General features: G+C 68.5%; 16 protein-coding genes. 9 read left to right on the forward strand and 7 right to left on the reverse strand.

Annotation, left to right across the window (positions count from 1 at the left end):
• Window positions 1-149 precede the first annotated feature (149 nt).
• Complete coding sequence (locus P5P27_RS19735) at window positions 150-1,133, forward strand: TauD/TfdA dioxygenase family protein (RefSeq protein WP_278125700.1); 984 nt, start codon at window positions 150-152, stop codon at window positions 1,131-1,133.
• A gap of 91 nt (window positions 1,134-1,224) precedes the next feature.
• Here the strand turns inward: P5P27_RS19735 and P5P27_RS19740 are convergent, their stop codons facing one another.
• Both P5P27_RS19740 and P5P27_RS19745 read right to left on the reverse strand, forming a co-directional pair.
• Window positions 1,225-1,647 (reverse strand): VOC family protein, encoded by a 423-nt coding sequence (locus P5P27_RS19740; RefSeq protein WP_045538342.1) that lies wholly within the window; start codon window positions 1,645-1,647, stop codon window positions 1,225-1,227.
• A 328-nt stretch (window positions 1,648-1,975) separates the two neighbouring features.
• Complete coding sequence (locus P5P27_RS19745; protein ID WP_006898109.1) at window positions 1,976-2,248, reverse strand: RNA-binding S4 domain-containing protein; 273 nt, start codon at window positions 2,246-2,248, stop codon at window positions 1,976-1,978.
• Between P5P27_RS19745 and lysX the strand changes: the two genes are divergently transcribed.
• Entirely contained in the window at window positions 2,247-5,639 is a 3,393-nt protein-coding gene (gene lysX / locus P5P27_RS19750; protein WP_278125704.1) for a bifunctional lysylphosphatidylglycerol synthetase/lysine--tRNA ligase LysX, read from the forward strand. The two genes, P5P27_RS19745 and lysX, sit on opposite strands and share 2 nt — an antisense overlap.
• A 73-nt stretch (window positions 5,640-5,712) precedes the next feature.
• On the opposite strand, the gene P5P27_RS19755 is transcribed toward lysX, so the two are convergent.
• The 3 genes from P5P27_RS19755 to P5P27_RS19765 all read right to left on the reverse strand — a co-directional run bounded on the left by P5P27_RS19755 (window position 5,713) and on the right by P5P27_RS19765 (window position 8,097).
• Window positions 5,713-6,369 carry an ABC transporter ATP-binding protein gene (locus tag P5P27_RS19755; RefSeq protein WP_006898107.1) on the reverse strand — a complete coding sequence of 219 codons (657 nt, stop codon included), beginning with the start codon at window positions 6,367-6,369 and terminating at the stop codon, window positions 5,713-5,715.
• Window positions 6,366-7,454 carry an FtsX-like permease family protein gene (locus tag P5P27_RS19760; RefSeq protein ID WP_006898106.1) on the reverse strand — a complete coding sequence of 363 codons (1,089 nt, stop codon included), beginning with the start codon at window positions 7,452-7,454 and terminating at the stop codon, window positions 6,366-6,368. The genes P5P27_RS19755 and P5P27_RS19760 overlap by 4 nt, the downstream gene beginning before the upstream one ends.
• 70 nt (window positions 7,455-7,524) lie before the next feature.
• A complete protein-coding gene (locus P5P27_RS19765; protein WP_006898105.1) occupies window positions 7,525-8,097 on the reverse strand; it encodes a TetR/AcrR family transcriptional regulator in 573 nt (190 codons plus the stop codon).
• Window positions 8,098-8,269: 172 nt separating this feature from the next.
• On the opposite strand from P5P27_RS19765, the gene rraA reads away from it, so the two are divergent.
• From rraA to P5P27_RS19785, 4 genes are all read left to right on the forward strand, one after another.
• Entirely contained in the window at window positions 8,270-8,758 is a 489-nt protein-coding gene (gene rraA / locus P5P27_RS19770; RefSeq protein WP_039868113.1) for a ribonuclease E activity regulator RraA, read from the forward strand.
• Window positions 8,759-8,788: 30 nt separating this feature from the next.
• Window positions 8,789-10,342, forward strand: a complete 1,554-nt coding sequence (locus P5P27_RS19775) for a succinic semialdehyde dehydrogenase (RefSeq protein WP_006898103.1) — start codon at window positions 8,789-8,791, stop codon at window positions 10,340-10,342.
• A 131-nt stretch (window positions 10,343-10,473) separates the two neighbouring features.
• Window positions 10,474-11,916: an amidase gene (locus tag P5P27_RS19780; protein ID WP_278125710.1), complete on the forward strand. Its 1,443-nt coding sequence runs from the start codon at window positions 10,474-10,476 to the stop codon at window positions 11,914-11,916.
• 64 nt (window positions 11,917-11,980) lie between these two features.
• Window positions 11,981-12,964, forward strand: a complete 984-nt coding sequence (locus tag P5P27_RS19785; RefSeq protein WP_222111360.1) for a helix-turn-helix transcriptional regulator — start codon at window positions 11,981-11,983, stop codon at window positions 12,962-12,964.
• Between the two features lie 26 nt (window positions 12,965-12,990).
• On the opposite strand, the gene P5P27_RS19790 is transcribed toward P5P27_RS19785, so the two are convergent.
• Window positions 12,991-14,160: an NAD(P)/FAD-dependent oxidoreductase gene (locus P5P27_RS19790; protein WP_278125713.1), complete on the reverse strand. Its 1,170-nt coding sequence runs from the start codon at window positions 14,158-14,160 to the stop codon at window positions 12,991-12,993.
• Between the two features lie 143 nt (window positions 14,161-14,303).
• On the reverse strand, window positions 14,304-14,786 hold the full coding sequence (locus P5P27_RS19795; protein WP_006898099.1) for an Lrp/AsnC family transcriptional regulator: 483 nt from the start codon (window positions 14,784-14,786) through the stop codon (window positions 14,304-14,306).
• 150 nt (window positions 14,787-14,936) lie between these two features.
• Here P5P27_RS19795 and pdhA point away from each other — a divergent pair, with 150 nt between their 5' ends.
• From pdhA to P5P27_RS19810, 3 genes are read left to right on the forward strand one after another with little or no spacing between them, the layout of a single operon-like run.
• The gene (gene pdhA, locus P5P27_RS19800) at window positions 14,937-16,013 is read left to right on the forward strand and encodes a pyruvate dehydrogenase (acetyl-transferring) E1 component subunit alpha (RefSeq protein ID WP_045538349.1); all 1,077 of its coding nucleotides are present in this window, start codon (window positions 14,937-14,939) and stop codon (window positions 16,011-16,013) included.
• A complete protein-coding gene (locus P5P27_RS19805; RefSeq protein WP_006898097.1) occupies window positions 16,013-17,011 on the forward strand; it encodes an alpha-ketoacid dehydrogenase subunit beta in 999 nt (332 codons plus the stop codon). The genes pdhA and P5P27_RS19805 overlap by 1 nt, the downstream gene beginning before the upstream one ends.
• A 20-nt stretch (window positions 17,012-17,031) precedes the next feature.
• Complete coding sequence (locus P5P27_RS19810; RefSeq protein WP_062367820.1) at window positions 17,032-18,327, forward strand: dihydrolipoamide acetyltransferase family protein; 1,296 nt, start codon at window positions 17,032-17,034, stop codon at window positions 18,325-18,327.
• Window positions 18,328-18,358 lie beyond the last annotated feature (31 nt).

An 18,358-nucleotide genomic window follows, 5' to 3' on the forward strand; every position in this document is an offset into this window, starting at 1 on the left:
TCGCGGCAGATCGAGCCGACTGATTTCATTGAATTACCGAATCGGTATCTCATCAATCAGTTCCTCACTCACAGGCGAAGCATCGGCATTCGCCGATTCAGTGATGAATTCACACCATTCCAACCACATTCTTCGAGAGGGATCTCGCTATGACCGTCACGTCCATCTCCAATCGCGCCGACCGCGAAGAGGCCGCGCGAAAGATCTATTCCGAAGCAGGCATCACGGTCGACCGACTCGGTGAGAACATCGGCGCCAGAATCGGCGGAGTGCGCCTGGGCGGGGAGTTGCCCGCCGAACAGGTCGAGGCGATCCGCCTCGCCCTCGCCGCGAACAAGGTGGTCGTCTTCACCGACCAGCATCATCTCGACGACGACGGTCAGTACGCGTTCGCCGAACTGCTCGGCGATCCGACTCTTCCGCACCCCACGGTCACCTCCCGCGGTTCGCAGCTGTTGACGATCGAAGGCGCCGCCAACAGCTGGCATACGGACGTCTCCTTCGTCGACCGCGTCCCGAAGGCGTCCATCCTGCGCGCGGTGACGCTGCCGGCGTGGGGCGGAGCCACCACCTGGGCCTCGACCGTGGCGGCCTACGAGCAACTGCCCGCGCCGCTGCGGGCGCTGGTCGACGGGCTGTGGGCCAAGCACACCAACTTCTACGACTACGTGACCGCCGAACACGACGGCGGTGACGAGGAGACGCGCCGTCGCGCCGACCACTACCGCGAGTTCACGAGCGCCGCGTACGAGACGCTCCATCCGGTGGTGCGGGTGCATCCGGAGACCGGGGAGCGGAGTCTGCTGCTCGGGCATTTCGTCAAGGAGTTCCCGGCGCTCAAGCCCGCCGAGTTCGGTCCGCTGTACCAGCTGCTGCAGAACCGAATCACCCGGCTCGAGAACACCTTCCGGTGGAATTGGAGTCTCGGCGATGTGGCGGTCTGGGACAACCGTGCCACGCAGCACTACGGCATCGCCGACTTCGGCGGGCAGAAGCGGGAACTGCACCGGATCACGCTCGCCGGCGACGTCCCGGTGAGCATCGACGGCGAGAGCAGCCGGATCATCGCCGGCGACGCATCGCACTACTCGGTGGTGGAGGAGCCGCGCCGGTTGGGCGTATACGCGGCGTGACCTACGCTGCGTGACTTACGCGGCGGCGGCCCGGCACTGCGGTGTCGGGCCGCCTCGGGCTCACCGCGGCCGGGGTCCGACCGCCGTCTCACTACTCTCCCGCGCAAAAGAACGCCCACATCACGCCGAATCGGTCGAACACCTGGCCGTACCATCCGCCCCAGGGCGCGCGGGCGAAGGGCATGGCCTCGCGGCCGCCGCCCTCGACCAACCGCTGGAGGTAGGTGCGCGCCTGGTCCGGAGTGTCCGTCGTGTAGAGCAGCGAGTAGGCCGTTCCCTGCACGGCGTAGTCGTGACCGTCCGGCATCGCGTCGGCGCCGGCGATGATGCCTGCGTCCGTCACCAGAGTCGCGTGCGCTACCGCCTGCGGGTCGGGGTCGAAGGGCATTCCGGGCATCGGGTTGTCTCCGTAGCGGAGGATCTGGAGCTCCCCTCCGAAGACGTCGTGCCAGTGCTGCATTGCCTCGGCTGTGGTGCCGGGCAATGCGATGTACGTTGCGATCGACTCTGCCATGTCTCGCTCCTTCGGGGCCGGTGGTCTCTGTAGTATGCGCGCACCTCGAGGGCGCGGGGGAGGTGTCCGGCCGACCTGGCTCATACCGCGGCCCGTGAGTGAAACCGGACTCTTTCCGCGCCGGAGGCTAACGCGTGGTGCGTCGTCGACGACACTCTGGATAGGGAGTGAGCCTACTGCGGGCTCGGAGTGGAAAGGACAGACATGCCGACGAGTCGCCAACGACGCAAGACCCCGCGAACGATGCTCGCGCGTGTCGTCGGCAACTGGCGCCGTGTTCCCCGGGAGCTGTCTGAGCAGCGAGAACGTCTCGTCACTCAGCAGGAGCTCACGGAGTTGAAACTCGCACGCTGATTCCGCCCAGCTCGACCACGTCGCCGTCGCGCAGCTGACGGCCGCGGCGGATCTCCGGCCGGCCGTTGACCGTGACCAGCCCGTCGGCGATCACCGCCTTGGCGTCGGCCCCGGACTCGATCAGGTTCGCAAGCTTCAGGAACTGCCCGAGTCGGATGTTGTCATCCCGGATTTCGATCTGATCCACTCCTGCATTGTGCCGCGCGTCCTTCTCCGTCGGCCGGGCGCCCGGATAATTTGAAGGCATGCCAGAACTGGAGAACGGATCCCGTGACGCGATGCCGAGTGCGGCGACGCGGGAGGCGAGTCGACACGCGACCGCCAATCGTCGATCGTCCGCGATCGTCCGGCGCATCTCCAATCCCAGCGGCTTCGGCCGGCGGATACCGCGGATCGCGGGGACCGTCGTGGGGTTGCTCGCGACCGTCTCACTGCTGTCGACGCTGATCCCGCCGTTCCGGCATCTGATCCGCATTCCGCGGATGTTCGTCGACGACTACCTGTTCCCCATGCCCAGCACCAGCCTCGCGTGGACGGTGGTTCTGGGGCTGCTCGCGGTGTCGCTGTCGCTGCGCAAACGTGTGGCGTGGTGGATCACGGTCGCCTACTTATCGCTCTACACCGTGCTGAACCTGCTGGTGGTCCTGGTCGCCGCGTCGGACCCGGGCTGGGCGGACGAGTGGCGGCAGTCGGTGAGCGGTCTGATCGTCAACATCGCGCTGATGGTCGTGCTGATCGCGGGCTACCGGCAGTTCAACACCCGTGTCCGGCGCGGCGCCCTCCGGTGGGCGGCGGTGGTGCTGGTCGGCGGACTGGCCGCCGGAACCCTCGCCGGCTGGGCGCTGCTCAGCGTCGCACCCGGTACCGTGGCACCGAACGAACGGCTGCCGTACGCCTTCAACCACGTGGTCGCCTTCGCGACCATCGATGTGAAACCCTTCGCGAATCATCACGCGCCCTGGATGGTGAACTGGCTGCTCGGTCTGTTCGGGGCGCTCGCGCTGATCTGTGCGGCCGTCGTGCTGTTCCGGTCGCAGCGGCTCAGCTCGCTCATGACCGCTGAGGACGAACGCTTGGTGCGTGCGCTTGTGGACGCCTACGGCGACGAGGACTCGCTCGGCTACTTCTCGACGCGGCGCGACAAGGCGGTCGTCTTCTCCCCCGACGGACGTGCGGCGATCACCTATCGAGTGGAGATGTCGACAGCGCTCGCCGGCGGCGATCCCGTGGGCGATCCGGACTCCTGGACCGAGGCCATCGCCGAGTTCTTCGCGCTCTGCGAGACCTATGGGTGGCATCCGGCAGTGCTCGGCGCCAGCACCAGGGGAGCCGAAGTCCTGCACGCTGCCGGCCTCGACGCAATCAACCTCGGCGACGAGGCGATCCTGAACGCGGCCGACTTCAGCCTGTCCGGGCCCACCATGAAGGGTGTGCGGGGGTCGGTGTCGCGGGTCAGACGGCTCGGTGTGACCGTCCGGATGCGGCGCATGAGCGAACTGCCGTGGGCCGAGGTGGAAGGAGTGGTCCGGCGCGCCGACGAATGGCGCGACACCGAGCAGGAGCGCGGCTTCGCGATGGCGCTGGGTCGGGTGGGTGACCCGGCGGACGGCGACGCACTGCTCGTCGAGGCGGTGGAGGCCGAGGGCACCGCCGACGAGAAGGTCATCGGCATGCTGTCGTTCGTTCCCTGGGGCCGCAGCGGTGTCTCGCTGGACCTGATGCGGCGCGACCGCAACGGCCCGAACGGCGTGGTGGAGACGATGGTGTCCGAGCTGGCGCAGAACGCCGAGTCGGTCGGCGTCACGAAGATCTCCCTCAACTTCGCCACCTTCCGAGACGTCTTCGAGCACGGGCCGCAGGTGGGGGCCCGACCGGTGCTGCGGCTGGTGTACGCGGTGCTGAAGTTCTTCTCGAAGTTCTTCCAGATGGAGTCGCTGTACAAGTCGAATGCGAAGTATCAGCCCCGGTGGAAGCCGCGCTACATCTGCTACCAAGACGCCAAGGTGATTCCACGCGTCGCTCTGGCCGCGATGGTCGCCGAGGGATTCGTCCAGCTTCCCGGCAAGCACTGGCGGGCCAGGCACTATCGGAGCGGTGCGTCGTCGGTCCCGGACGGCATCGACGTCGACGAACTGGTCGCCGAACTCGAATCGGAGTCGCGGACCCGAGGGATCGCCGAGGTGCGTCGGCCCGAACAGGTGCGCGTGCGGCTGGACAAGCTGGAGCGGCTGATCGACGACGGAGTGGACCCGTACCCGGTGGCGCAACCGCCCACGCACACCGTGGCCCAGGCCGCGGCCGCGCCGCTCGGGACCGTAGTGCGCATCGCCGGAAGGCTCACGCGCAAACGCGATTTCGGTCGAGTCACGTTTGCCGACGTGCACGACCAGAGCGGCGAGATCCAGATCCTCGTGGAGCCCGCGGCGATGGGGGAGCACTCGCTCGACTTCGCTTCCACCGTGGATCTGGGAGACCTCGTCGAGATCACCGGAACCATCGGGACCAGCCGATCGGGCGAGCTGTCGGTGCTCGCGACGCAGTGGCGTCTGAACGGCAAGTGTCTGCACCCGCTTCCGGACAAATGGAGCGGTCTCACCGATCCGGAGGCCCGGGTGCGGCAGCGCTACCTCGACCTGGCGGTCAACGCTCGCAGCCGCGAACTGCTGGCGACCCGCAGCGCCGTGGTCCGCGCCCTCCGCGATCATCTCGCCTCGGAGGGATTCCTGGAGGTGGAGACGCCGATCCTGCAGCAGGTGCACGGAGGGGCGAACGCGACTCCGTTCCGTACGCACATCAACGCCTACGACATGGACCTGTACCTGCGCATCGCCCCCGAACTGTTCCTGAAACGACTGTGCGTGGGAGGCATCGAGAAGGTCTTCGAGATCGGCCGGAACTTCCGCAACGAAGGCGTCGATTTCTCACACAACCCGGAGTTCACCAGTCTGGAAGCCTATGCGGCACACCATGATTACGAGTCGATGATGACGCTCGCGCGGGAGCTGATCGTCGCAGCGGCCACCGCCGCCAACGGGCGGGCGGTGATCGAGCGCACCGGGGACGCCGGCGTGGAGACGGTCGACATCTCCGGACAGTGGCCGGTGAAGTCCGTCCACGCCGCGGTGTCGGAGGCTGCGGGAGTGAAGATCACTCCGGAGACGGGGGTGGACGAGTTGCGGCACGTGTGCCGCGGGCTCGACATCGCGTTCCGCCCCGACTGGGACGCCGGGCATCTGGTCCTGGAACTGTACGAACACCTGGTGGAGGCACGGACCACGTTCCCGACGTTCTACAAGGACTTCCCGACCTCGACGTCGCCGCTCACCCGCGCGCACCGCCTCGTCGACGGCGTCGCGGAGCGCTGGGATCTGGTGGCCTGGGGTGTGGAACTCGGCACCGCCTACACCGAACTGACGGACCCGGTGGAACAGCGAACGAGGCTCACTGAGCAGTCGATCCTGGCGGCGGGCGGTGACTCGGAGGCGATGGAACTCGACGAGGACTTCCTCACCGCGCTCGAGTACGCGATGCCTCCGACCGGCGGTCTCGGCCTCGGCGTTGACCGCATCGTCATGTTGATCACCGGTCAGTCGATCCGCGAGTCGCTCGCGTTCCCGCTGGCCAAGCCGCACCAATAGACCCCGAAAACTTTTGGCTCCCGGAACGGGCTGTGAGACCGGTCCGGGAGCCAAAGTTTTCGAGCGCGTGCGGTCAGACCGCGGCGAGCGACAGCGTGCTGTCTGCCGCGGCCATCACCTCGGGGTCGTGGGTCGCGATGACCGTGATGCAGCCGGACTCGGCGGTCACCTGCTTGATCAGGGCGGTGATGCGGCCGGCCTGGCTGCGGTCCACCGCAGCCGTCGGCTCGTCGATCAGCAGCAGTCGTGGCTCGTGGACCAGGGCGCGTGCGATCGCGACTCGCTGGCGCTGGCCGCCGGAGAGTTCATCGGGCCGCTGCTTCTCGTGTCCGGCCAGCCCCACTTCATCGAGCAGGTGCAGGGCGCGGTCGCGGGCCTGCGACGGTCGGCGTCCGGAGATGACGGCCTGGGCCAGCACCTGGTCGAGAACGGTGAGTCCGGGAAACAGGTTGCCGGACTGGAACACGTAGCCCACCCGGGTGCGCCGCATCCGGTCGCGGGCGCGGACCGACAGGCCCGTGACCTCGGTGTCGTCGAGGGTGACGCTCCCGCTGTCGGGCTGTCGCAGGATGCCGCACACACCGAGAAGGGTGGACTTGCCCGAGCCCGACGGGCCGACGATGGCCGTGGCCTCACCGGCTCGGAAGGTCGCGTCGAATCCGTCGAGGACGGTGAGACGCTCCTCACCCGAGTGGTATTCGACGCGGACGTCGCGGAGGTCGAGGCTCATCGGGATGCTCCCAGCATGGTCAGGGGATCGGCAGAGACCACCCAGCGGAGGGTGACGGCGGAGCCGACGAGCGATGCCGCGATCACCGCCAGCGTGGTCGTCGCCAGGGACGAGAACGAGAGGTCGAAGGGAACGGCGTCGCCGAGCAACAGGCCGAGCAGATACGCGACCGCCGAGCCGATGATGGTGGAGAGCGCGACGACCACCGCGGCCTGGGCGAGTGCGGAACCGATCAGCGACCAGCGAGACACGCCGAGCGCCCGCTGCAACGCGTACACGCCCTGACGCTGCAGCACCCAGACGGCGAAGAACGCGGCGACGATCAGCGGAGCGATCACGTAGAGGAAGGCGAGGATCGAGTTCATGGTGAGCCGCTCGCCGGAGTAGCCGGGAGCCGCGGCGAGCAGGACGCCCTCGCTCTGCGTGGTGGTGCCGCCGAGCGTATCGGGCGGTGTCCCGCCGACGATGACCACGGCGGCGGCGGTTCCCTGCTGGCGCGGGCCCAGACCGGTGGTGCCGTACCGGATGGTCCGCCAGGTGTCGAGCGAGGTGTACGCGGCGGGGACGTGGCCGTACGAGCGGGCCTCGGAGATACCGACCACCCGCAGTCGGACGTCGCTGTTGTCGATCGCGAGCACGTCGCCGATGCCGACGCCGTCGTCGTGCAGCTTCTCGGAGACGACCACTTCGCCGGGTGCCGGCGTCAGTCGATCACCGCTCTCGGTGTCCGGAGCCAGCGGACCGTCCGGATCGACGCCGAAGACCGCGAGGTCGACCATCGTGCCCTTCTGCGTCTCGCCGTGCGACATGGTGACGCCCATCGGCGCCGCCTCGACGCCGGACTGGAATCGCCAGGCGTCCACGTCTTTCGCCGAGATCACGCTCCGGTTGAAGTCGGAGGTTCCGTCGGCGAAGGCCACGGACTGGGCGTTGAGCGCACGCAGCGCCGACACCGTGTCGTTGCCCAGGCCGATCGTGAAGCCCGACACCATTCCGACCAGGGCCGCGACCAGCGCGACCACCAGGCCGATCATCGCGAAGCGGCCCCAGGCCGCTCGCAGTTCACGCAATGCGATGAACACCATCGCTCCCATCTTAGAGACACTATGTCGCGAAGGACGGTACATGATCGCGACAGGGTGTCCCTAACTGGGCTCAGTCGGAGTCGACGATCGCCTCCGCGGCGCCGCACATGAAGTCGATGACCGACTCCGAGTCCTGTTCCGGACCGACCAGGGCGAGTGAGGAGTCCACGAGCGCCCCGACCGCGGCGATGACCAGGTCGGGGTGCGCGGCGCCGGAACGCGCGACCGCCTCGTGCAGCACGGCTGCGATCTGTCCGTGCAGGTCGGAGATCCGCTCACGGGCCGACTCCGACAGGCCGGCGTGGGCGAGTGACCGCTGCAGAGCGTGCTCGCCGCCGGCCGCGAGTGTGAGGTTGCTGCGCACGTAGGCGACCACGGCGGCGCGCGGGTCGGCAGCGGCGGCGACGTCCGCGCGGACCTGCGACGCCCACTCCTCGAAGCCTCGCGCGACCACCATGTCCACCAGATCGTCGATCGAGGAGACGTAGCGGTAGATGCTGTTCCGGGCGATGCCCGCCTCGGCGGCGACCGAGGCCGCGGTGAGCCGTTCCCGGCTCAGCAGAATCCGCTCGGTTCCGTCGATCAACGCCGACAGCACTGCCTCGCGGTGCTCGGCGAGCGAGTCGGCACTGATCTTCGGCACGTCGGTCGGCCGCCTTTCCGGAAGTGGAGACTCGGGTCGTACGGATAGAACACGCTACCGCCGCCGCGCGGGCCGCCGAAGCCGGTGCCCGAAGCCGGTGCTCACCGGCTGCGGCAGCTGTGACGTAACCGGGCGTTACAGATAAGAGTCCGCCCGCCTAGAATCGATGGCCATGAGCACGTTGAACTTCACCCCGACCGCCGACCTCGTCGACGAGATCGGCGCCGATGTCCGGAGCTGCGACACCCAGTTCACCCAGTACGGCGGGAACCGTGAGTTCGTCGGTACCGTGACCACGGTCCGGTGCTTCCAGGACAACGCGCTGCTCAAGTCGATCCTGTCGGAGCCCAACCCGGGCGGCGTGCTCGTGATCGACGGCGACGCGTCGGTGCACACCGCGCTCGTCGGCGACATCATCGCCGAACTCGGTCGGTCCAACGGCTGGGTGGGAATCATCGCCAACGGCGCTATCCGCGACGCGAAGACCATCGGCGGCATGGCCATCGGCGTCAAGGCGCTCGGGACCAACCCGCGCAAGTCGACGAAGACCGGTGCGGGCGAACGGGACGTGCCGGTGGAGCTCGGCGGCGTCACCTTCAATCCGGGCGACATCGTCTACTCCGACGACGACGGCATCGTCCTCGTCGCGCCCCAAGCCTGACCGCAGGCCACAGAACTCTAGGAGCACATCATGCCGAAGCCCGCACCCGCATACTTCCAGCGTCTGGCGGCGCTGGCCGCGATCGACAACCCGGCCGACCGCCCGACCCGGCCGGTGCTCGAGGCCTACAGCGGCGTCGAGATGGCGACCGTGCCAGTGGGCACCGCCGAGGATCTCGAGTTGGCCGTGGCCCGCGCCCGCGCCGCTCAGAGCGCGTGGGGCGATCGTTCGGCCGCCGACCGGGCCAAGGTGATCAACCGCTTCTCCGAGCTGGTCAACGACCACGCCGAGGAGCTCATGGACATCGCGCAGGCCGAGACCGGCAAGGCGCGGATCTATGCGCAGGAAGAGGTCATCGACGTCGCGCTGACCGCCCGCTTCTACGCGCAGCACGGTCCGAAGATGCTTGCCGATCGCAAGGTGCAGGGCATGCTTCCGGGCGCGACCGACACTCGGGTCCGCTACCAGCCCAAGGGCGTCGTCGGCGTCATCAGCCCGTGGAACTACCCGCTGACGCTGGCGGTCTCCGACGCGGTGGCCGCGCTCATCGCGGGCAACGCCGTCGTCATCAAGCCCGACAGCAACACCCCGTACTGCTGCCTCGCGCTGGCTGAACTCCTGTACCAGGCGGGACTCCCGCGCGAGCTGTACGCGGTGGTGCCCGGTCCGGGCTCGGTGGTCGGGCAGGCGATCGTCGCGCAGACCGACTACGTCATGTTCACCGGATCATCGGCCACCGGGTCGACTCTCGCGGCTCAGGCGGGCAAGCGGCTGATCGGTTTCTCGGCCGAGCTCGGTGGAAAGAATCCGCTGATCATCACCCGCAACGCCGATGTCGACCGGGCCGTCGCCGGTGCCGCCCGCGCGTGCTACTCGAACTCCGGGCAGCTGTGCATCTCGATCGAGCGGATCTACGTCGATCGGGCCATCGCCGACGAGTTCTCGGAGAAGTTCGCCGAGCACGTCAAGGGCATGAACCTGGCGGGCACCTATGACTTCAGCGCCGACATGGGCTCGCTCGCCTCGGCACAGCAGGTCGACACCGTCGACGCGCACGTCACCGACGCCGTCGCCAAGGGCGCCAAGGTGCTCGCCGGCGGACGCAAGCGCGCCGACCTGGGCCCGTTCTTCTACGAGCCGACCGTGCTCGCCGGCGTCACCGAACAGATGACCTGCTACGCGGACGAGACCTTCGGCCCGCTGGTGTCGATCTACCCGGTCGACTCCACCGACGAGGCGATCAAGCGCGCCAACGACACCGAGTACGGTCTCAACGCCAGCGTCTTCGCGGGCAGCAACGACGAAGCGCAGAAGATCGCCGAGCAGATCCACGCGGGCACGGTCAACATCAACGAGGGCTACGCCGCCGCATGGGGTTCCACGGCAGCTCCGATGGGCGGCATGGGCATCTCGGGCATGGGACGCCGACACGGTGAGGAGGGGCTGCTCAAGTACACCGAGCCGCAGACCATCGCCACCCAGCGGTTCATCGGTCTCGACGGCATCCGCGGGATCCCGCAGAGCTTGTACTTGAAGCTGACCCCGCAGATCATCAAGTCGCTCAAGTACCTGCCCGGCCGGTAAGCGTGGGTTCGAGGCCCGGTCGCGCTACCCGCGGCCGGGCCTATCGTCAAGGTGGCAGATCTGCCAATGGCTCCTGTCGACGGCTCCGAGTGAACTGTGGGACACCTCATAGTTTCGACAAGGAGTCCCTGATGCACCTCGACGAGTACACCACCCACGACGCCACCGGTCTGGCCGAGCTGATCTCGACCGGTCAGGTCGGTGCCGACGAAGTCCACGCCGCCGCGCGCGAAGCACTCGCCACAGTCAACGACGATCTCAACGCCGTCGTCGCCGGACCGTTCGAGGAACCGCTCGAGTACTCGTCCGACGGTCCGCTGGGTGGCGTCCCGTTCGTCATCAAAGACCTCATCTGCCACGCGGCCGGAGTCCGGACGTGGATGGGCACCCGGCTGACGGGCCCCGACGGTGTCGTGTTCGATCACGACACCGAACTGATGTCGCGGTTCCGCGCGAGCGGTCTGGCGACGCTGGCCACGTCCACGACCCCGGAGCTGGGCTACAACGCGAACACCGAGCCGGTGACGTCGGGATCCACCCGCAACCCGTGGGACACCTGCCGGTCGGCGGGCGGATCCAGCGGCGGCTCGGCCGCGTTGGTGGCGGCCGGTGCGGTGCCCGTCGCGCATGCGAACGACGGCGGCGGTTCGACGAGGATCCCGGCGGCGTACAACGGTCTGGTCGGATTCAAACCGAGTCGTGGGCGGGTCAGCCTGGCGCCGGACATGCAGGAGGCCTTGTACGGGTGCGCGGCGGAGTCGGTGGTGACCAGGTCGGTGCGCGACACCGCGACCGTGTTCGACACGATCTGCGGAGCCGCACCGGGTGACAAGTACGCCTGGTCCGGCGAGGACTACGGCTTCGCCGGGCTCGCTCGGCAGGACCCGAGGCGATTGCGCATCGCCGTCCACACCGAGTCGTGGGCTGGCACGTACGTCGATCCGGAGGTCGTGGCCTCGGTGGAGGCCGCAGCGCAAACGCTGCAGGATCTCGGCCATCGTGTGGAGGTCGCGACGCCGTCCTTCGACTGGGACCAGTTCATGGAGGCGCACTACCGCTACTGGGGCGGGTTCGTCGCCGAGTCGATCGCGGGGATCAGCGCGATGTCCGGCCTGGAACCCGGGCCGGAGACCCTTGAAGCCGCGATCCTGAAGGGCTGGGAATACGGCAGGTCGCTGACCGTGCTCGACATGGCGGAAGCGTCGGCCGTGGTGAACACGATCACCCGGTCGGTCGCCGCGTTCTATCGGGACTACGATGTGCTGCTGACCCCGACCACCAACACGGTCGCGCCTGTTCTCGGTCATCTCGACTCCGACGACTCCTCGTTGAGCCACGAGGAGTGGACTCGGAGGATCTTCGACACCGTCAGCTTCACGCCGTTGCAGAATCTCACCGGGACCCCGGCGGTGAGCGTTCCGGCACGGCCGAGTTCCACCGGTCTGCCGATCGGTGTGCAGTTCGCCGGGCGCATCAACGAGGACGGGCTGCTGATGCAGTTGGCCGGCGAGTACGAGCGGGCCGCCGGATGGTCGGACCGTCGTCCGCGCGTTCACGCCTCGGCGATCAGCTGACGGGGACTTGTCAGGAGCTCGGGCTGCGGAGATCCTGGTCTGAGGTCGACGGACGGAGTGGTGCATGGCCGATGGCATCGGGTCGCTGGGGTTCGAACTGGCCGAGATCTGCGTCGCCGAATCCGTCGACCGCGCCCGGAGCGTTCTGCAAGTGCTGATGAATGCGACGGGCGCGGTCGCTGGTCTGCTCGCCGGACCGGATGGTGTCCGGACCGGTCCGGTTCTGGCGGTTCAGGAGTATTCGCCGCCGCTGGTCGAGGCGATCACCGGCGATTTCACCCGCGGACCCAGTTATCGGGCGCTGGCCGACGACCCCGTCCGGCCCCTCCGCAGCTGGCGGGACGTGGGTGAGGAGTTCGTGTCCAGCGCCATGACCCGCGACCTTCTCATCCCTGCCGGATACCGGGGCGGGGTGTCGATGAGAATCGTCGACGAGACCGACGGCTACGTCGGCGACCTCCACCTGAGTACGACCTGCCGGAGTCGGCCCACCGAGTCCGGGATGGTGGCGTTGCATCGGGTCCGCCCCATCCTGGCCGGTCTGTGCCGCAGCGAACTCCCGCGGACCGAACCGGTCCACGGGACGGGTGACGATGCTTCCGTGCAGACCGTGGCCCGGCTGATCGTCTGCTCGGACGGCCGCGTGGAGACGCTGCTCGCGCCGGGTGGGCCCGAGGGGAGTCGGCTGAGGGCTCTGGCGGCCAGTCTGAGCCGCGTTCGCGATCGACGTGATGTGCGCTGTCTGTGGTCGGCGGCGGACGGTCGTCCGTTTCGGGTCCAGGTCCGCTACTTTCCCGACGGTGCGTCCGTGACGGTGCTTGACGCGCCTGTCCCGTATGGACTGACGCATCGGGAGACCGAGGTGCTCTCGTACGTCTGGGCGGGGCTGTCGAACTATTCGATCTCCATCCGCACCGGCGTTCGCGAACGCACCGTCGCCGCCCACGTCAGTTCGATCCTGGCCAAAACGGGCACGTCGTCGCGGGCACGGGCGGCGGTGCTCGCTGAACGGGAAGGGCTGGTGTGGGCAGGGCTGCTCGCGAACTGATGCCGCCGGGCCCGGTCGCCTGACCCTCAGGCGGCCAGGGCCGATCGGCCGGGGGCCAGGGACGCCGCCGTGATGCCGAAGTCGGCGAGGTCGGCGGGCAGATCGCCGGTGAGTGCCAGCGACGCTCCGGCGCGCGCGAGCGCCGGAGCCATCTGGATTCCGTAGCCGCCCTGGCCTGCGAACCAGAAGAGGCCGTCGACCGCGGGATCGGGTCCGACCACCGGCGTGCGGTCGGCGGTGAAGCTGCGGAGGCCGGCCCACGACGTCGAGACGCTGCGCACGGCCAGCAGCGTCGCCTCGTTGAGCCGTTCGATCGCGCGGGCGATCTCCAGATCGTCCGGTTTGGCGTCCGAGGGCGGCTGCGGTGTCTCCTCCGCGGGCGAACACAAGAAGCCGGCGCCGTCGGGTTTGAAGTAGAAGTCCTCGCTCGCCGACATCGTCATGGTGCGGCGCGCCGCGATGGAGCGGGCAGGGGTCTCCCGCGGGCCGGGAACCATGAACGCGGTCCGGCGGAGCGGAGCGATGCCGATCGGGGCGGCGCCGAACATGCCCGCGACTTCGTCGCACCACGCCCCCGCCGCGTTGACCACGGTGCGGGCGCGCAGTTCGTCGCCGGCCGCATCGCGCAGCACCCAGGACGACCGCTCGCGGCGGGCTTCGACGATGCCCGCCGACTTGAGCACGGTGCCGCCCCGGCGCCGGAGCCCGCGCAGAAAGCCCTGGTGCAGGCCGTGAACGTCGAGTTCCAGCGAACCGTAGTCGACCATCGCGAGGTCGGTGTAACCCGACCGGAGCATCGGATTCAGCTGTTCCGCCGCGTTCCCGTCGACCAGCTCGATGGTCTGGCTGCGCGGACTCACCGTCTCGTACAGGGCGCGAAGTCCGTCGACCTCGGTCTCCTCGGCGACGATCAGCAACGGCAGTTCGGCCACCAGCGGGCCGTCGACGATGTCGGGCGGCGCGACGAAGAAGTCGCGGCTGGCCCGGGTGAGCGCACGCACGGTGGCGTTGCCGTAGCTCTCCAGGAAGGTCGCGGCCGAACGGCCGGTGGTGTGGTAGGCCAGCGTCGATTCACGTTCGACGAGGGCGACCGATCGGTGGGCGGCCAGTTCGTACGCGATCGAGACGCCGGCGATTCCGCCGCCGACGACGATTGTGTCGAAGTCGGCGGCGGTGATCGAAGCGGTGTTGTCCATGGGGCTTCCCCTCGGCAGGTCGAAGAGGCGAGATGTGTCCTCCCCTCCGAGGGTAGGCACGAGATGTGATCCACGTCTTGGTCATCAGCACGAATCGGTAGGCCGCCGATCGGTGAGATCCACAAACCGACCAGTCGGAGAGGTCAGTCGGGCGGACGTCCGCCGGCGAGGCGCTCGATCAGCGGAAGGGTCCGATACCCGATCGCCTCGTGCATCACCACCGATACCGTCGTCCGTTCCACTCCCGGAACGGCCAGCACATGTCCGGCGATCCGGTAGAGATCGTCGGCGTCGGCGGCGACCACCAGCAGCTGCAGATCGGCGATGCCGGAGACGCCTACGGCTTCGAGTACTTCGGGAATCCCGTCGAGCGAGTCCAGCACCTGCTCCAGGCGATGCTGGTCGACCACCACGGCGATATAGGCGCGCAGGGGGAAGCCGAGGTCGCGCGGATGCACGCGACGGTCGAAAGGGGCCAGCACGCCTTCGGTCTCCCACCGCCCGATCCGGGCCTGGACGGTGTTGCGCGCCATGTCGACCAGTCCCGCCAACTGCACGCCGGTGGCGCGCGGGAACTCGCACAGAGCACGGAGAATCTTCGCGTCGGTTCGGTCCAGCCTGGCCATAGCGCACAGTATCGCTCGTCGAACGGTGCCGATGTTGGGCATTCTGATCAATTTCCCCGATGGACCTTGCGCAGGCTGCAATCTACTGAGACGGTGGCCACACGGACCAGGAAGCGTGCGATCCACGCGGACGTCCCGAAGGAGGCAGTCGTGTCCGACATCGACGAAATCGTTCAACTCGTCACCATCACCGGCGAGCGGCACATCCATCCCGACTTCTCGACCTACGTCGACGACATCGACATGGCCGAACTGCGGAGACTCTACGAGGACATGGTCGTCGTCCGACGCATCGACGCCGAGGCCACGGCGCTGCAACGCCAGGGGCAGCTCGGTCTGTGGGCGCCGCTGCTCGGGCAGGAGGCCGCTCAGATCGGTTCGGCCCGAGCGCTCGACGCCGAGGACTTCGTCTTCCCGAGCTACCGAGAACACGGCGTCGCCTACTGCCGCGGCGTGGCGCTCGAGGAGATGATGCCGTTCTGGCGCGGCACGTCATTGTCCGGCTGGGATCCGCACGAGTACAACATCGCGACTCCGGCGATCATCATCGGGGCGCAGACCCTGCACGCCGCGGGCTACGGGATGGGACTGAACCTCGAGGGTGCGGGCAGCGCGGTCATCACCTACTTCGGCGACGGCGCCACCAGCCAGGGCGATGTCTCGGAGGCGATGGGCTTCGCGGCGAGCTTCGCTGCGCCGGTGGTCTTCTTCTGCCAGAACAACCAGTGGGCCATCTCCGAGCCGGTGACCCTCCAGAGCAAGACGCCGATCGTCAACCGCGGCCGCGGATACGGGATGCCGACCGTGCGGGTGGACGGAAACGACGTGCTGGCCGTGCTGGCGGTCACCCGGGCGGCTCTGGAACTGGCGCGAGAGGGCGGCGGCCCCACCTTCATCGAAGCGGTCACCTACCGCCGCGGACCGCACACCACGTCCGACGATCCCACCCGCTACCGCACCGCGGCCGATGATGCCGAGTGGATCCGGCGCGACCCGATCGAGCGCATCCGCCTGCTGCTCGAGGCCGCGGGCGCGCTGTCGGACGAGGACGCGAAGCTGATCGGTGAGCACGCCGACGCCGCGGCCGCCGAACTCCGGCGGGGATGCCTCGCGCTGGACGACCCGCCTGCGCTGTCGATCTTCGACGACGTGTACGCCGAACCGCACCCGTTGATCGACGCCGAACGGCGCGAGTACGCCGCCTACCTCGACACCCTGGAGGCATGATGACCGCCGCGGCGCCCGCCCCGACTCCACTCGGGAAGGCCGTTACCGCGGGTCTGCGAAAGGCGCTCGCCGACGATCCGAAGGTCGTCCTGATGGGCGAGGACATCGGTCGCCTCGGCGGGGTCTTCCGCATCACCGACGGATTGCAGGAGGAGTTCGGGACCGGCCGGGTCATCGACACCCCGCTCGCCGAGTCCGGCATCATCGGTACGGCGGTCGGGCTCGCCTTCCGCGGCTACCGCCCGGTGTGCGAGATCCAGTTCGACGGCTTCATCTATCCGGGGTTCGATCAGATCGTGTCGCAGGTGGCCAAACTGCACTACCGGACTGCGGGCCATGTCTCGATGCCCATCACCATCCGGGTCCCCTTCGGCGGCGGCATCGGCGCGGTGGAACATCACTCCGAGTCGCCTGAGGGCTACTTCGCGGCGACCGCCGGTCTGCGGGTGGTGACCTGCAGCAACGCGGCAGACGCCTACACGATGATCCAGCAGGCGATCGCCTCAGACGATCCGGTGCTGTTCTTCGAGCCCAAACGGCGCTACTGGGAGAAGGGCGAGACGGACTACCCGGCTCTGGACGCCGATCCGTATCCCCTCCACAAGGCGCGCGTCGCACGTCCCGGCGAGGATGTCACGCTGGTGGCCTACGGGCCGCTGGTCACCACCGCGCTGCAGGCGGCCGCCGTCGCAGAGGACGAGGGACGATCCGTCGAAGTGGTCGATCTGCGATCGATCTCGCCCCTCGACACGGACACGCTCTCGGCCTCGGTCCGGCGCACCGGCCGGCTGGTGATCGCGCATGAGGCGCCGGTGTTCATGGGCGTCGGCGCCGAGATCGCCGCCCGCGTGATGTCGGAGTGCTTCTACCATCTGGAGGCACCGATCCAGCGGGTCGGCGGGTTCGCGACCCCCTATCCGCCGGCGAAACTCGAACGTCACTTCCTGCCCGACGTCGACCGCATCCTCGCCGCCGTCGACGCGGTACTCCTCGACTGACTCCTGCGGAAGGACCCGGCATGTCCGTCATCTCGACCTTCGATCTGCCCGACCTCGGTGAGGGGCTCACTGACGCCGAACTGGTGCGCTGGGAGGTGACGGTCGGTGACACCGTGGAACTCAACCAGGTGATCGCCGAGGTGGAGACCGCGAAGGCCGCCGTCGAACTGCCGTCGCCGTATGCGGGCACCGTGGTGAAGCTGCACGTTCAGGAGGGGGAGACCGTCGACGTCGGCAGCCCGTTCATCGACATCCGGGTCGCCGGCGACGAGGCGGATGCGCCGGAGGCCGATGCCGCCGAGCCGCAGGCACCCGAACCCGTGCTCGTCGGGTACGGCGTCGCGGCGGAGAGCGGCACCCGGAGGCGGCGGAAGCCCGCGCCCGCCTCCGACGCGCGCGACACGGTCGGGGCGGTCGGCGACAGCGCTCCGGAACGACCGCTCGCTGCTCCGCCCGTCCGCAAGCTCGCGCGCGAACACGGCGTGGACCTGACTGACGTGCGGCCGACCGGACGCTCGGGCGAAGTGACTCGAGCCGACCTCGACCGGCATCTGACCGCGGTGAAGGCCGGTGCGGTCGACGAGGCAGCGCCGACCGCGGCGGGGGCCGCCGGGCCGGACGAGGAGCGCACCGCGATCCGCGGCGTCCGGCGCCGCACCGCCGAGGCGATGGTGGCGAGCGCGTTCACGGCTCCGCACGTCACCGAGTTCGTGGACGTGGACGTGACGGCGATGACCGAACTCGTCGACGACCTCGCCGCTCACCGACGCTTCTCCGGAGTACGGCTGACACCTCTCGCACTCGTCGCGAAGGCGGCGCTGGTGGCGCTGCGCGGCAACCCGTCGCTCAACTCGACGTGGGACGAGGACGCGCAGGAGATCGTCACCAAGCACTATGTGAACCTCGGGATCGCGGCGGCCACGCCCCGCGGACTGCTGGTCCCCAACATCAAGAACGCCCACACGATGAGCCTGCTGGAACTCGCTCGGGAGCTGGGCGAACTGACGACCGTCGCGAAGGCCGGTGCGACGCCGACCGCCGACCTGCTCGGCGGCACGTTCTCGATCACCAACGTGGGCGTCTTCGGCGTCGACTCGGGTACGCCGATCATCAACCCGGGTGAGGCGGCGATCCTCTGCTTCGGCGCGGTCCGGCCTCGACCCTGGGAATGGCAGGGTGAGATCGCGTTGCGGCAGGTGACGACCCTCAGCCTCTCCTTCGACCATCGGCTCGTCGACGGCGAGCAGGGCTCGGTCTTCCTGGCGACGGTCGCCGACGCGCTCTCGGACCCGCTGTCGCTGATCGCCCTGAGCTGAGCGGGGTACCGGGCCGGGGCTCGCGGGTCGC

The sequence above is a fragment of the Gordonia sihwensis genome (assembly GCF_029632925.1).
Classification (GTDB): Bacteria; Actinomycetota; Actinomycetes; order Mycobacteriales; family Mycobacteriaceae; genus Gordonia; species Gordonia sihwensis.